Raw genomic sequence first — 13224 nt, forward strand, 5'->3', positions numbered from 1 at the left:
CGCCCGCGGGATAGGTATGCGGGACGCGTGGAAGCGCGATCGGTTCCGGGGTTGGGCTTCCCTGTTGCCTCCGTGGCCGAACTCCTCGCGGAGCACCCCGGCACGGATGGGGGCAGCAGGTGTGGATTCACCGGTGACGTCCGGTGTGGACGGGCTCCCGCGCACGCAGGCGGCAGGAATCCGGTCGATTATAGCCCGCTGGGGGCGTCCGCTGCAATTGCAGGGTCAGATGCGGCCAGATCGACCTCGCGGCCGTCCTGCAGACGGGCCCGGAAGTGGCCGCCCACATAGCCATCGGGGCGGGCGGGCAGGGGCCAGCGGCGTTCATGGCCTGCGAGGATATAGCCGGCCAGCCCGGCCACCAGCAGCGACGATTGGCCGTCGGCCGCTATGAACTGCAGATCGTGCAGGCGGCCATGCAGCGTACTGGAATTGCTGAGTCGCAGCATGGCCTGAGGCCCATGTGCCTCGACGCGGGCCTGCAACCGGGCATGCAGCGCTGGCGCCGCTGGGCCGCGGAACAACGGCAGCGAGTAGCGGGGCAATCCCGGCAAGGCCGGCGCCAGTACGATCCGATAGGCCTGTTCACCCACGGATGCTGGCGGACCGCCTGGCAGCAGCCAGACGCGCTGGGTGCTGCCAGGGGGCAGGTCCAGCCGCGCAGGGCTGACCCGGATCCGGTCGCTGGGCTGCAGTCGTTCGGCGTCCAGTTGCTGCTCCCAGGCCAGCACCTGCACCTGGCCCTGCCAGCGGCCGGGCCCCGGATTACGCAGCCACAGTTCGGCGCGGCCGCCTTCGGCGGGTAGCTGCAGGGTGGTCGGCAACAGCTCCAGCGCCGCCGAGGGCTGCGCCAGCAGCAGTCCAAGCAGGATCAGCAGCGCGCGCATCAGTAGATGAGGGTCACGGAGGGCATTGCGCTGTCGTCTGTCGTCGGTGGTGCGAGGTCGCGGACCTGGGGCGGCACCTTGGGGTCGTCACTGCGCTGGTGTGGCGCCGCGCAACGGGGAGCGCCGGCATCGTCGCTGCAGGATTCGACCACGGTCAGCCGGATCTGCAGCGTGCTGCTGCGCGGTTCGGCGCGGGCCGGCGTGCTGGCGACCAGCATCGCCCCGATCAGAAATGCGCGAATCACCTGCCCACCGTGCTGAAAGATCTTGCTGCGCGGTATCGGCTGGATGCGCCGCAACTGTAGCGCCGAGCCCGCGCTCGGCACGGCCTTCGTCCGGTGGGTGCAGACTGTTGGTCGGCACGCAGGTCAGTAGGTGATCGTCACCGTCACCAGGTCGTTGTAGGTGCCGGCCGGGGGCTGGCCGGTGACCGGCGGTACCCGGCCGTAGATGGTCAGCTGCTGTGCGCTTCCGGTGCCGGTGCTGCTGGCCGTGTCAACCGTCAGGGTGTTGCCCCAGCGCTGGCTTCGTGCCGGATCCCGGTACAGCTCGTAGGGGAGGTAATAGGTGCTGTTGCCGATGGTGGTGGCCATGCGCCGGGTGGTGGTGGCGGCGGGATTGTTCTGGCCGTTGTTCAGGCCGACCTGGAAGGCGGTGTTCTTCAGGCAGGTCAGGGTCAGGGTGGCGGTCTGGTCGATGTTGGCCGGGATGCCGCCGGTGACGTTGCCGAAATTCATGTTGGTGGTGACGTAGCTGCCGCATTGCGGCAGCACGTTGGCGGTGGCGGTGAAACTGAAGGCCGCGCTCGCGCTGTTGGTACCGGTGGCGCCGCCGTTGCAGGTGGCGGGAACGGTGGCGGTGCCGAGCAGGACTTCGTTCCAGGCCCAGGTCAGCACCACGCTGGCGCCGCTGAAGGTGCTGCTGTACGCGCCGGAGGCCAGGACCTGGTTGGCCGGAATCTGACCGAACAGCTGCACAGTCTGCGCACCACTGCCGCCGGTCAGCAGCGGTACGTTGTAGCTCATGGTCAGCTCCTGCGCTGGCGGCGTGCCGCGCGGGACCAGGCCAGTGACCTGGCCGAAGCTGGCGTTGTTATATAGCTGGAAATTCATCGTGTCGCTGGTGGAGGTGGCCATCGTGCGGGACGTGGAACTGCTGCCGCCGCCACTGCCTGCGCCGATGCCCACGCAGACGCGCACGCCGGTGGTGGCCAACAGGCTCAGCGCGGCGGTGGTGCAGGTCACCGTGATGTTGAGGTTGGCCGTGCTCGGGCCGGGTGCATTGCTGTTGATGTTGCCGAACGGCAGGGTCGGATCGGCGACCGCCGTGCAGACCGCGGTGGCACCGGCCGGCGCCGCTGCCAGCAGGCCGGCCCACAGCAGCAGGACGAGCAGCAGCACCTTCATGGCGCCACCTCCGGAATGCACTGCTGCGGTGCCGGCTTCGGGCGGGCACCGGACGCCACCACCTTGGGCAGGTCCGGTACCTTCACCCGGCACGGGCCATGGCTGGTGGTGACGTACAGCACGCTGCCGGCGGCGACGTCTTCCAGATAGAGCAGGCCGTCGTAGCCGACCGTGGCCTGGCGACCGTCAGGCAGCTGCACCTCGCTGCCCGCCTCCAGAGGCTGGCCGTCCATCGCCAGCAGGGTCAGGCTCAGTGACGACCGCGAACGCAGCTGGAAGGTCACGCGGGTGCCGGCGCGCTGGCGCGGCGTGACCCAGTCCTCGATGCGGTCGGCACGCATGTCTTCGGGCAGGTCCAGGGTGTCGATCGAGACCCGGTTGCGCTGCCAGGACAGCAACGGACTGACCAGCAACAGGCCGCGATCGTCGGTGACACCGATCAAGCGGTTCTCCAGCCGCACCGGGACGCCGCCGACGCCATTGGTGCTGATCACCGCGAAGGCATCGGATACCTCGCGCGTGGCGAAGGCGTGCCCGCCCATCCACACCAGGCTGCCGCTGGCACTGGCGTAGGCATAGTTGAGCCCGCCCTGGCGCGAGGCACCGAAAGAATAGCGGCCGACATCGTTGAGGATGCCGACCTCGGCCAGGCCGCCGTTGCCGTCCTCGCCGTGGCGCAGCTGCGCGCGCCAGCCGACGCCGCCGGCGCTGCCATCGCCGGGCACAGGCTGGGTCACGTCCGCGACCCAGCTCTGGCTGTCGCCGTTGCGCTGGCTGGAGAGGCTGGCCTGGCGATTGTTGCCCAGGCTGGCAGTCATCGACAGGTAGATGCTGCGGTCATCGCTGCGGTCCAGGTTCTGGTTCACCGACAGGTAGGCCGACCAGCGTTGGCTCCAGGTGCGCGACCAGAACAGGCTGGCATAGCGGTTGTCGTCGCCGTTGGGGTAGCGCAGGCGCAGATAGCTGGCGCTGAGCGTGCCCAGCCGCAGCAGGTCCAGGCCGACCGTGGCCTGCTCGCTGATGCTTGGTGGCAGGTTGCCCTGCAGCGCGCCCAGGTCGCGGTAGTCGCCGTGGCTGCGCACGCTGCGCAGATTGACGTTGAAGCGACGGTTGTTCCAGCTGTAGCCCAGCGCCCATTGCCCACCCTGCAGGCCGTGGTAGTCACTGTGCGCATAGGCGGCATTGAACACGCCGGCGGCGCCGAGCAACCACCAGCCGCCAATGCCGCCCTGGGCCAGGCCGCCGCCGCCTTCGGCATGCGCCTCGCCGGTGAACGTGTCGGTGACACCGCCGCGCCAGCTGGCGCTGGCCACCGTGCGATCGTCATAGGCGAAGGAGCGCTCGCCGAAATCCCGGCGCAGGTGGCCGACGCCGACCGACCAGTCCGACAGGCCCTTGGCCAGCAGCTGCTGGGTGCCGTAGAAACTGAAGTCCAGCGTCTGCATGCGGCCGAATGCGTCGGTCACCACCACCTGCGCGCTGCCGGTGCCGCTGATGCCGGGCTGTGCTGCGAGCTGGAAGGGACCGACCGGCACCTGCCCGCTGTACTGGCGCAGGCCATCGACATACAGCTCGACCGTGGAGGGCACCACGGCCTGGCCGAGGAAACTCGGCGTGGGCGTCAGCACGCGGTAGGGCTGCAGGCCATAGTTGCGGCCGATCTGCAGGCCACCCAGGCGCACGGGGCGGGTCCAGTCGACGAACCCGCTGTAGAAATCGCCGATCTCCAGGGTCGTTGCGCTATCGGGGAAATCCAGGCTCCAGCGCGTGTCCAAGCGCACGCTCTCGCCGCGCCAATGGCGGTCGCCGGGTTGCTGGTAGCGGCGGCTGATGGCGGTGTTCTCGAAAGTGCCATTGCCGATACCGAATACGCGCAGCTCCGAGCTCAGGCTGAGGTTGCCGAGCGTGTCCACCCGGCTGCCGTAGACGTTGTAGTTGAGCAGCACGCCGGGCGAGGCGCTGCCGGTGGGGGCGCGCGTCTGCGGGCGGCTGAGCACGGTGGTGGGCAGTGTCAGCTGGTCCAGCGGCACGTCCAGCGCCAAGGTCTGCATGTGGGCGTCGTAGCGCACCACCGCACCGCTGATCTGGTCCAGGTAGACCGGTGCATCGCCGCTGGCGTTGAAGCCGAGCTGGCGCAGCACTTCGGGGCTGGCCTGCAGCCGGCCACGGTTCTCGATGAACGGCAGCAGGCCGCGCGGCGTGCTGTTGAGCGACACATCCAGGTACAGCGTCTGGCTGGCGGTCAGCGGGGGGGGGGGTGGCAGGATCGCATCGGCCGACACGCCGGATACATCAGCCGCCGTGGCCACGCCGGACACATCGGCGGCCTCGGTCGCCGCGGGAACCAGGGCAGCCAGCAACGCGCCCATCATGGCCTCAGCGAGCCGGTGGGGGCGACAGTGGCGTCTGTTCCGACTCGCCATTGAGCTTGGCCGTGATCTGGTCGTTGTCGCGGTCGATCGCCGTGCGTTCGATCGGCCAGCGCATCACCTGGCCGGGCAGTACGTAGCCCAGCAGCCCGGGATGGACGATGCGTGGGCGCGTGGCGCCGCCCAGCGCGAGATCGGCGATCTGAGCGTAACTGTTGCCCGAATTGGCTACTTCGACGCCGTTGCGGCCGTCCGTCAGCTTTACCAGCCGGGCCTGCAGCTGCGGCGCCAGCGTGCCGGCCGAGGGCTGCACGAACACCGGGATCGAATAGCGCAGGACGAACTGCATGCCACCCGCGCGGATGGCCAGGTCGGGCACCTCGTCAACGATCAGGCGGTAATGTTGCTGTGCCGCTGGCGGTTCCTTGTCCGCACGCATGACCCGCACCAGCTGCTGCTGTCCGGCGGCCAGTTCCTGCATCGGCGGGGTGGCCATCAACGCATCGGTGGGCAGCAGCTGTTCCTGGCCGTCCTGCTGCACCCAGCGGAACACGCGTACCTGCAGCTTCACCGGCGAGGTGCCGCTGTTGGTCAGCCACAATTCGCCGGCACGCTGGCGGGCTTCCAGCTGCAGGCTGGTCGGGGCCACCTGCAGGCTGGTGGCGCCGGCGGCCGCGATGGCAAGCAGGTACAGGGCGAGCAGCGCCACGCCGGTGGCGCGCCACGGGCGGGATCCGGCCATGCGGGCGTGCTCCATCAATAGGTGATCGTGGCGGTAACCGTATCCAGGTAGCTACCGGCGGCCGGGTTGTTGGTGCTCAGGTTCAGGATCTGGCCGTAGACGATGTAGGGCACGGCCAGGCCGGTGCCGATGCCGGCCTGGGTGTTGGTGCCGGTTGTGGCGCCCCAGACCAGGGTATGTGCGGCATCCTGGTAAAGCTGGTAGCCGACATAGTTGTTGGCGGTCACCGCCGCATTGGTGTTCTTCATCCGCCGGGTGGTGACGTCGTTGGCGGTGCTGGCATTGGCGCCCGCATTCAGTGCAATCGTGTAGGGCGTCAGTGCCGAGCACTGGGCGGTCACCGTGCCCTGGCCCAGGGTGGGCGTGGTGGTGGTTGATGCCGCGGTGCCGAAGTCCACGTTGGTGGCGGCCGCCGCCGTGATGGTGCAGGCCTTGGTGACCACCAGGGTGACATTGAAGGTGGTGGTGTCGGCGGCCAGTGCCGGGCTGGACAGCAGGAACCCGGCCACGGCCCATGCCAGCGGGGATCGAACTGGGGATCGCATGAACAACCTCCCTGACCCGAAGGTCCGTTGAACAAGGCGAAGACGGCACGTTCGGTGCCGCTTTGACGACGGTGGATCCAGCTTAGGAGGCGTAAGTGTCTGTAATCCGTGATAATTAGGCAGACGAAATAGCGGAGACCATCACGCTTTCACTTTCCTTGCCGGAACCGTGCATCACCCGGATCGGCAGTTGGGTGGCGTTCGTTCAGATTGCGGCCGGATCGGCGATAATGGGTGCCATGAGCGTGAATCTGAAAACCCCGCAGGAAATCGAGATGATGCGCATCGCCGGCCGCCTGGCCAGCGAAGTGCTCGACATCGTCACCCCCCACGTCAAGCCCGGTGTCACCACCGAGGAACTGGACCGCATCTGCCACGACCACATCGTGAACGTGCAGGGCGCGATTCCGGCCAACGTCGGCTACCGCGGCTTCCCGAAGACCGTGTGCACCTCGGTCAACAATGTCATCTGCCACGGCATCCCCAGCGAAGGGAAGGTGCTCAAGGATGGCGACATCATCAATATCGACGTCACCGTCATCAAGGACGGCTGGCACGGCGACACCAGCCGCATGTACTTCGTCGGCACCCCGTCGGTGATGGCGCGCCGCCTGGTGGAAACCACGTACGAAGCCATGTGGCGCGGCATCCGCGCGGTGCGCCCGGGCGCCACCCTGGGCGACATCGGCCATGCCATCCAGAGCTATGCCGAAGGCGAGCGTTTCAGCGTGGTGCGCGAGTACTGCGGCCACGGCATCGGCAAGGTCTACCACGACGAGCCGCAGGTGGTGCATTACGGCCGCCCGGGCCAGGGCCTGGTGCTGCAGCCGGGCATGACCTTCACCATCGAGCCGATGATCAACGAGGGTACCCGCTACAACAAGGTGCTGCCGGATGGCTGGACCGTGGTGACCAAGGACCGCAAGCTGTCGGCGCAGTGGGAGCACATGGTCGCGGTCACTGAGACCGGCGTCGACGTGCTGACGCTGTCGCCGGGCGAGTCGCAGGTCTCCTGACGATGCTGCCGGCGAGTTCGCTGCTGGACACGCCGGCCGCGTCGCTCAACGACCCGGATTGGGCTGCTGCCGCGCGCCAGGCGCTGCAGCAGGCCGACGCGCGCCTGTATCGCCGCTTCGACCAGGGCGACAACATCGAGCGCCTGCTGGCGCTGCGGGCGCGCGCGGCCGACCATCTGATCCGCTTGGCCTGGCAGCGTTGCCTGCCGGCCGACAGCGGCCTGTCGCTGTTCGCGGTCGGTGGCTATGGCCGGGGTGAACTGTTTCCGCGTTCGGACATCGACCTGCTGGTGTTCGGCGACCCGCCCGCACAACGGGCGCACGAAGCGGCATTGGCACGCCTGTTCGCGCTGCTGTGGGACTGCGGATTGGCGGTCAGCCATGCGGTGCGTTCTGCATTGCAGTGCCGCGAGGCGGCGGCTGACCAGACCGTGCTGACCGCGCTGATCGAGGCGCGTCCGATCCTGGCCGATGATGCAGCGCGCCGTGCGCTGCGCGAGGCCATCGACGACCGTGAGCTGTGGCCGGCGCGTGCCTTTTTCCTGGCCAAGCTGGAAGAGCTGCGCAACCGCCACCAGCGCTTCGGCGACACTGCCGACAACCTGGAGCCGGATCTCAAGGATGGTCCCGGCGGCCTGCGCGATCTCAACACGCTGGGCTGGATGGCGCTGCGCGCCTTCGGCGTACGCGACCTGGAAGCGCTGGTCGGCCTGGGCCACCTGGGCGCCGACGAAGCGGCTGCGCTGAAGCGCGAGCGTGCGGTGCTGGCGCGGCTGCGCTTCGGCCTGCACCTGGTCGCGCGCCGCCCGGAAGAACGGTTGCGCTTCGATTACCAGAAGACCCTGGCCGCGCGCCTGGGCTTCGAAGACGATGCCGAGAATCTCGGTGTCGAGAAAATGATGCAGGGCTTCTACCGCGCCGCGCTGGTGGTGCGCCGGATCAGCGACCGCCTGCTGCAGCGCTTCGAGGAGCAGTTCGATGGCGAGGCCCAGCCGGAACCGCTGACCGTGGGCTTCTCCCTGCGCCGCGGCTACCTGGCCGCCAACGAGGCCGACTGGCCGCGCGGTGACATCGGCCAGGTGTTCGCCCTGTTTTCCAGCTGGGCCAACAATCCACAGGTGCGAGGCCTGCATTCGCTGACCGCGCGCGCGCTGGCCGAAGCGCTGCCGTTGTTGCCGGCCTACGACCAGGCCGATGCCGATGCACGCGAGCAGTTCCTGTCCCTGCTGCGCGGCCAGCGTCCGGTCGACACGCTTTCGCGCATGGCGCGGCTGGGTGTGCTTGGCCAGTGGATCCCCGCGTTTGCCCAGGTCAGCGGGCGCATGCAGTTCGACCTGTTCCATGTCTATACGGTCGACCAGCACACGCTGATGGTCCTGCGCAACATCGGCCAGTTCGCCAGCAGCCGTGCCGACGAACGCTTCTCGATCGCGCACGAAGTGTGGCCCCGCCTGCGCAAGCCGGAACTGCTGCTGCTGGCCGGCCTGTTCCATGACATCGCCAAGGGCCGCGGCGGCGACCACTCGGAGCTGGGTGCGGTGGACGCGCGTGCGTTCTGCCAGGCGCATGCGCTCAGTGGCACCGATACCGAGCTGGTGGCATGGCTGGTCGAACAGCATCTGCGCATGTCGGTGACCGCGCAGAAGCAGGACATCGCCGATCCGGTAGTGATCCATCGCTTCGCCACCCTGGTCGGCAGCCGCGACCGCCTGGACTACCTGTACCTGCTGACCTGTGCCGACATCGCCGGCACCAGCCCGAAGCTGTGGAATGCCTGGAAGGACCGCCTGCTGGCCGACCTGTACTTCGCCACCCGGCGCGCGCTGCGCGAGGGGCTGGAGCATCCGGTACCGGCCGCCGAACGCGTGGCCGAGGCACGTGACAGCGTGCGCGCACTGGTGCGCGAGCAGGGTTACGACGACGCCACCATCGATCGCCAGTTCGCGGTGATGCCGGATGAGGGCTTCATTCGTCTGCGCCCCGAGCAGCTGGCCTGGCAGGCAGCCGCGCTGGTGCCGGTGAAGCAGGGCCAGGTGCTGGTGAAGGTGCGCCGGATCAGTGTGGATGACCCGGCGCTGGAAGTGTTCGTGCACTCGCCCGACCGCGACGGCCTGTTCGCCGCGATCGTGATGACCCTGGACCGCAAGGGCTATGGCATTCACCGCGCACGCGTGCTGGACGGTCCGGCCGATACCATCTTCGATACCTTCGAAGTGAACCCGGCCGACACGTTTGCCGATGGCAGCAGTGCCAACCTGGAGGCGGCGCTGCGCGAGGCACTCAGTGGTGACCTGTCGCGCCTGCGGCCGTCGCGCCGTGTGGTACCGCGGCAACTGCGGCACTTCCGCTTCGCCCCGCGCATCGAGTTCCGCGATGAACCGGGCGCAACCCGTTTTGCCCTGGTCGCTCCCGACCGTCCCGGCCTGCTGGCCGATGTGGCGTTCGTGCTGCGCAACCAGGGCCTGCGCGTGCATGATGCGCGCATTGCCACGTTCGGCGAGCGCGCCGAAGACACCTTCGTGATCAGTGACGAACACGACCTACCCCTGACTGAACCTGCCCGGCAGCAGCTGCATGACGCAATGCTGGCCTGCCTGGACCCTGATCGAAACGCCGGAGACCCCGCCTGATGGCCACCAAGCCCGCCAAGAAGACCGCCGCGACCCCCAAGAGCGCAGCGGCCCGGAAACCTGCTGCAGCCGCACCGGCCGCAAAGAAGGCCACTGCGCCGAAGAAGGCCGCCGCGGTGAAGGCCCCGGCGAAGAAAACGGCTGCGGTCAAGCGTGCTGTGAAGAAGCCGGCCCCGGCCAAGAGCGCCGAAGCCGTCCGCGCCGAAACCATCGCCCGCAAGTCGCTGCGCAAGCCGTCGGCACCCGGCGTGGAAGAACTCAGGTTCGGCATCGAGAGCGCCTTCGAGCGCCGCGCCACCTTGACCCTGCATGAGCTGGAAGGCTCGACCAGGCCGCTGGTCAACCGCGTGATCGACGGTCTCGAGAGCGGTGAATTCCGCGTCGCCGAGCCGGACGGCCAAGGCGGCTGGAAGGTCAACGAGTGGCTGAAGAAGGCCGTGCTGCTGTATTTCCGCGTCAACGACATGGCGGTGGTCGATGCACGACCGGCACCGTTCTGGGACAAGGTCGAATCGCGCTTCGCCGGCTACGACGAAGCGAAGTTCCGCCGGAGCGGCGTGCGCGTGGTGCCCGGTGCGATCGCCCGCCGCGGCACGTACTTCGGCAAGGACGTAGTGCTGATGCCGAGCTTCACCAACATCGGCGCCTACGTAGGCGAAGGCACCATGGTCGACACCTGGGCCACCGTCGGTTCCTGCGCGCAGATCGGCCAGCACTGCCACCTGTCCGGCGGTGCCGGCATCGGCGGCGTACTGGAACCGCTGCAGGCCAGCCCGACCATCATCGAGGACCACTGCTTCATCGGTGCGCGCTCGGAAGTGGTGGAAGGCGTGGTGGTCGGCCACCACAGCGTGATCGGCATGGGCGTGTTCCTCAGCCAGAGCACCCGCATCTACAACCGCGCCACCGGCGAGATCAGCTACGGCTACATCCCGCCGTACAGCGTGGTGGTGTCCGGCTCGCTGCCGAGCAAGGACGGTACCCACTCGCTGTACTGCGCGGTGATCGTCAAGCAGGTTGATGCCAGGACCCGCAGCAAGACCAGCGTCAACGACCTGCTGCGCGGCCTGGCCGACTGAAGGTGAGTGCGCCGGAGGACCTGGCGCAGTCCGCGATCTACCTGCATCCGTCCGACAACGCGTTCGGACGGATGCTGCCGCGCCTGCTGCACGCTCCGCGCTGGACCCGGTTGCGCCGGGCACTGTCGCGGCGCTGGCCGATGCCGGTGCTGGCCAGCGACGTGCGCGACGTGGTCTACGCGAGCTGGTGGGTCGATGTGCGCCATGCCCCGCCAGCGCCACCTGGCCACCACTACGTGGTCCATGCTGGACGCACGCCTTATACCGTTCTCAGCTATCGCCATGGCCATTTCGGGCCGGTGCTGGCGGGACCGTTGCGCTGCTTGATGCCGTCGCCAAGGCAGAGCAACTGGCGCTGGTACCTGCGCCGTGACGATGATCCGGGCGGGACCCCGGTGGTGCTGTTCGATCGCAACATGATGGACCAGCTGGCCTTCGTCGCCGGCGCGCGCGCTTTCAGCGATGCCATGCAGCCCCACCTGCCCACGCGCTTCGAGCATGTGGTGCGCGCCGATGGCGATGGGTACACCCTGATCGAAGGCGGGCAGGGGAGTGCGCCTGCGCTGCACCTGCGGTGGCGGGCCGCTGCGGGCTGGGAGGACGGGGCGTGGCGGGGGGCCTTCAGTGGCCATCAGGCCCTGCTGCGCTTCCTGACCTGCCAGGATGAGGCCGTTGCGCGCACCTGTGACCGGCGCTGGGCCAGCACCCGCATCGCGCTGCCGGTGGATGTCGACAGCCTGCAGCCGCTGCAGCTGGAAGGCGAACTGCAGTGCCCGCGCCTGCAGGCGATGGACGTGGCGCTGCACGAGGGGCTGGCCTTCCGGCTGCCAAGGGTACCGTTCCGGGTCGTGTCCGAGCGCCTGTTGTGAGATTCTGGGCCTCTGTTTTCCAGCATCTCAGATGGCCATGAGCACCACTGTCTACGGTTTGAAGAACTGCGATACCTGCAAGAAGGCGACCAAGTGGCTGGACCGCTTCGGCGTGCCGTACACCTTCGTTGACTACCGCGACAACAAGCCGAGCCCGGAAACACTGCTGGCGTGGGCTGAGCAGCTGGGTGGCCTGGCCGCGATGGTCAACAGGTCCTCCACCACCTGGCGGCAGCTGCCGGACAACCGCAAGGCCGCCGATTCCGAGGCCGAATGGAAGCTGCTGCTGCGCGAGTACCCGCAGCTGATCAAGCGCCCGCTGGTGGTCACCGCCGACGGCACGGTCAGCCAGGGTTTCAGTGACAATGGCTTCAAGGCCCGCTTCGGCGTGGGTGACGCGTGAGCGCGGTCCTCGACCTGACCTGCGAGCTGATCGCACGGCCCTCGGTGACGCCCGATGATGCCGGCTGCCAGGCACTGCTGGCGGCACGCTTGAAGCAGGCCGGGTTCCAGTGCGATCACCTGCGGCTGGGCGAGGTCGACAACCTGTGGGCGACCCATGGCCAGGGCGCGCCGGTACTGGTGCTGCTGGGCCATACCGACGTGGTGCCGACGGGGCCGCGCGAGGCCTGGACCAGTGATCCTTTCACGCCGACGATCCGTGATGGCGTGCTGTATGGTCGCGGCACCGCCGACATGAAGGGCAGCGTGGCGGCGTTCGTGGTGGCGGCCGAGCAGTTCGTTGCCGCGCATCCCGATCACCCCGGCACGCTGGCGGTGCTGGTGACCAGCGACGAGGAGGGCGATGCCATCGATGGCGTGCGCCACGTCGCACGGCTGTTCGCCGAGCGCGGCCAACGCATCGACTGGTGCATCACCGGCGAGCCGTCGTCGACCGCGACGCTCGGTGACCTGCTGCGCGTGGGTCGTCGTGGCAGCCTGTCGGCCAAGCTGCGGGTGCAGGGCGTACAGGGCCATGTGGCGTACCCGGAGAAGGCGCGCAACCCGATCCACCAGGCGGCGCCCGCCCTGGCCGAGTTGAGCGCACGGCGCTGGGATGACGGCTACGAGAGTTTCCCGCCGACCAGCCTGCAGGTCTCCAACATCCATGCCGGTACGGGCGCCAACAATGTGATTCCCGGCGAGCTCGAAGTGGATTTCAACATCCGCTACAACCCGCACTGGGATGCGCCGAAACTGGAAGCGGAGATCACCGCGCTGCTGGATCGGCATGCCCTGCAGTACACGCTGAAGTGGCATCGCAGCGGCGAACCGTTCTACACCCCGGAAGGCACGCTGCGCGCCACCGCGCGCGCGGTGCTGGCCGAGCACATCGGCCGTGCACCGGAGGAAAGCACTGGCGGCGGCACGTCCGATGCGCGCTTCATCGCGCCATTGGGCGCGCAGTGCATCGAAGTGGGGCCGGTCAACGCCAGCATCCACCAGGTGGACGAGAACGTGCGCGTGGACGATCTGGAGGCACTGCCGGGGCTGTACCAGCGGCTGGTGGAGCGGCTGCTGGTGTGAGGCATGGCACCGGGCACGGCCCGGCGCTACCCCTGTGGGCCGACTGCTGGGTGCCGACCGTTGGTCGGCACACCTTCACCTGGTTGCCAACGCAACGGTTGCGCCGTGCCGGAAACCGGGGTAGGGTCGATGCCATGTCGATCCGCCTGGCCAC

The 13224-nt window shown here is 68.3% G+C and carries 12 protein-coding genes; 6 read left to right on the forward strand and 6 right to left on the reverse strand.

Annotation, left to right across the window (positions count from 1 at the left end):
• Positions 1–188: 188 nt before the first annotated feature.
• From ACUDTM_RS18965 to ACUDTM_RS18990, 6 genes are read right to left on the reverse strand one after another with little or no spacing between them, the layout of a single operon-like run.
• Entirely contained in the window at positions 189–887 is a 699-nt protein-coding gene (locus ACUDTM_RS18965; protein ID WP_334271697.1) for a fimbrial biogenesis chaperone, read from the reverse strand.
• Positions 887–1213 (reverse strand): hypothetical protein, encoded by a 327-nt coding sequence (locus ACUDTM_RS18970; RefSeq protein WP_245884942.1) that lies wholly within the window; start codon positions 1211–1213, stop codon positions 887–889. Before ACUDTM_RS18970 ends, ACUDTM_RS18965 begins: the two co-directional genes overlap by 1 nt.
• A gap of 42 nt (positions 1214–1255) precedes the next feature.
• The gene (locus tag ACUDTM_RS18975) at positions 1256–2293 is read right to left on the reverse strand and encodes a Csu type fimbrial protein (RefSeq protein ID WP_072166810.1); all 1038 of its coding nucleotides are present in this window, start codon (positions 2291–2293) and stop codon (positions 1256–1258) included.
• Positions 2290–4662, reverse strand: a complete 2373-nt coding sequence (locus tag ACUDTM_RS18980) for a fimbria/pilus outer membrane usher protein (protein WP_445391451.1) — start codon at positions 4660–4662, stop codon at positions 2290–2292. The genes ACUDTM_RS18975 and ACUDTM_RS18980 overlap by 4 nt, the downstream gene beginning before the upstream one ends.
• Positions 4663–4669: 7 nt before the next feature.
• Positions 4670–5419, reverse strand: a complete 750-nt coding sequence (locus ACUDTM_RS18985) for a fimbrial biogenesis chaperone (RefSeq protein WP_334271700.1) — start codon at positions 5417–5419, stop codon at positions 4670–4672.
• Positions 5419–5949, reverse strand: coding sequence for a Csu type fimbrial protein (locus ACUDTM_RS18990; protein WP_072166807.1), 531 nt, complete (start codon positions 5947–5949; stop codon positions 5419–5421). The genes ACUDTM_RS18985 and ACUDTM_RS18990 overlap by 1 nt, the downstream gene beginning before the upstream one ends.
• 230 nt (positions 5950–6179) lie before the next feature.
• On the opposite strand from ACUDTM_RS18990, the gene map reads away from it, so the two are divergent.
• From map to dapE, 6 genes are read left to right on the forward strand one after another with little or no spacing between them, the layout of a single operon-like run.
• Complete coding sequence (map, locus tag ACUDTM_RS18995; RefSeq protein WP_032955117.1) at positions 6180–6965, forward strand: type I methionyl aminopeptidase; 786 nt, start codon at positions 6180–6182, stop codon at positions 6963–6965.
• Between the two features lie 2 nt (positions 6966–6967).
• Entirely contained in the window at positions 6968–9595 is a 2628-nt protein-coding gene (locus tag ACUDTM_RS19000) for a [protein-PII] uridylyltransferase (protein WP_111007616.1), read from the forward strand.
• Entirely contained in the window at positions 9595–10674 is a 1080-nt protein-coding gene (dapD, locus tag ACUDTM_RS19005) for a 2,3,4,5-tetrahydropyridine-2,6-dicarboxylate N-succinyltransferase (RefSeq protein WP_445391452.1), read from the forward strand. The genes ACUDTM_RS19000 and dapD overlap by 1 nt, the downstream gene beginning before the upstream one ends.
• 2 nt (positions 10675–10676) lie before the next feature.
• The gene (locus tag ACUDTM_RS19010; RefSeq protein WP_088496942.1) at positions 10677–11543 is read left to right on the forward strand and encodes a hypothetical protein; all 867 of its coding nucleotides are present in this window, start codon (positions 10677–10679) and stop codon (positions 11541–11543) included.
• A gap of 31 nt (positions 11544–11574) precedes the next feature.
• Positions 11575–11946, forward strand: coding sequence for an arsenate reductase (locus ACUDTM_RS19015; RefSeq protein ID WP_172412123.1), 372 nt, complete (start codon positions 11575–11577; stop codon positions 11944–11946).
• Complete coding sequence (dapE, locus tag ACUDTM_RS19020; RefSeq protein ID WP_445391453.1) at positions 11943–13070, forward strand: succinyl-diaminopimelate desuccinylase; 1128 nt, start codon at positions 11943–11945, stop codon at positions 13068–13070. Before ACUDTM_RS19015 ends, dapE begins: the two co-directional genes overlap by 4 nt.
• Positions 13071–13224: the final 154 nt, after the last annotated feature.

It is taken from the genome of Stenotrophomonas maltophilia group sp. vghtpe118, from assembly GCF_052605195.1.

What these genes read in the sequence shown, in the direction of transcription:
- ACUDTM_RS18965 (WP_334271697.1), bottom strand. Translation starts at nt 887, where the DNA reads ATGCGCGCGCTGCTGATCCTGCTTGGACTGCTGCTGGCGCAGCCCTCG.
- ACUDTM_RS18975 (WP_072166810.1), bottom strand. Translation starts at nt 2,293, where the DNA reads ATGAAGGTGCTGCTGCTCGTCCTGCTGCTGTGGGCCGGCCTGCTGGCA.
- ACUDTM_RS18980 (WP_445391451.1), bottom strand. Translation starts at nt 4,662, where the DNA reads ATGGGCGCGTTGCTGGCTGCCCTGGTTCCCGCGGCGACCGAGGCCGCC.
- ACUDTM_RS18985 (WP_334271700.1), bottom strand. Translation starts at nt 5,419, where the DNA reads ATGGAGCACGCCCGCATGGCCGGATCCCGCCCGTGGCGCGCCACCGGC.
- ACUDTM_RS18990 (WP_072166807.1), bottom strand. Translation starts at nt 5,949, where the DNA reads ATGCGATCCCCAGTTCGATCCCCGCTGGCATGGGCCGTGGCCGGGTTC.
- map (WP_032955117.1), top strand. Translation starts at nt 6,180, where the DNA reads ATGGGTGCCATGAGCGTGAATCTGAAAACCCCGCAGGAAATCGAGATG.
- ACUDTM_RS19000 (WP_111007616.1), top strand. Translation starts at nt 6,968, where the DNA reads ATGCTGCCGGCGAGTTCGCTGCTGGACACGCCGGCCGCGTCGCTCAAC.
- dapD (WP_445391452.1), top strand. Translation starts at nt 9,595, where the DNA reads ATGGCCACCAAGCCCGCCAAGAAGACCGCCGCGACCCCCAAGAGCGCA.
- ACUDTM_RS19015 (WP_172412123.1), top strand. Translation starts at nt 11,575, where the DNA reads ATGGCCATGAGCACCACTGTCTACGGTTTGAAGAACTGCGATACCTGC.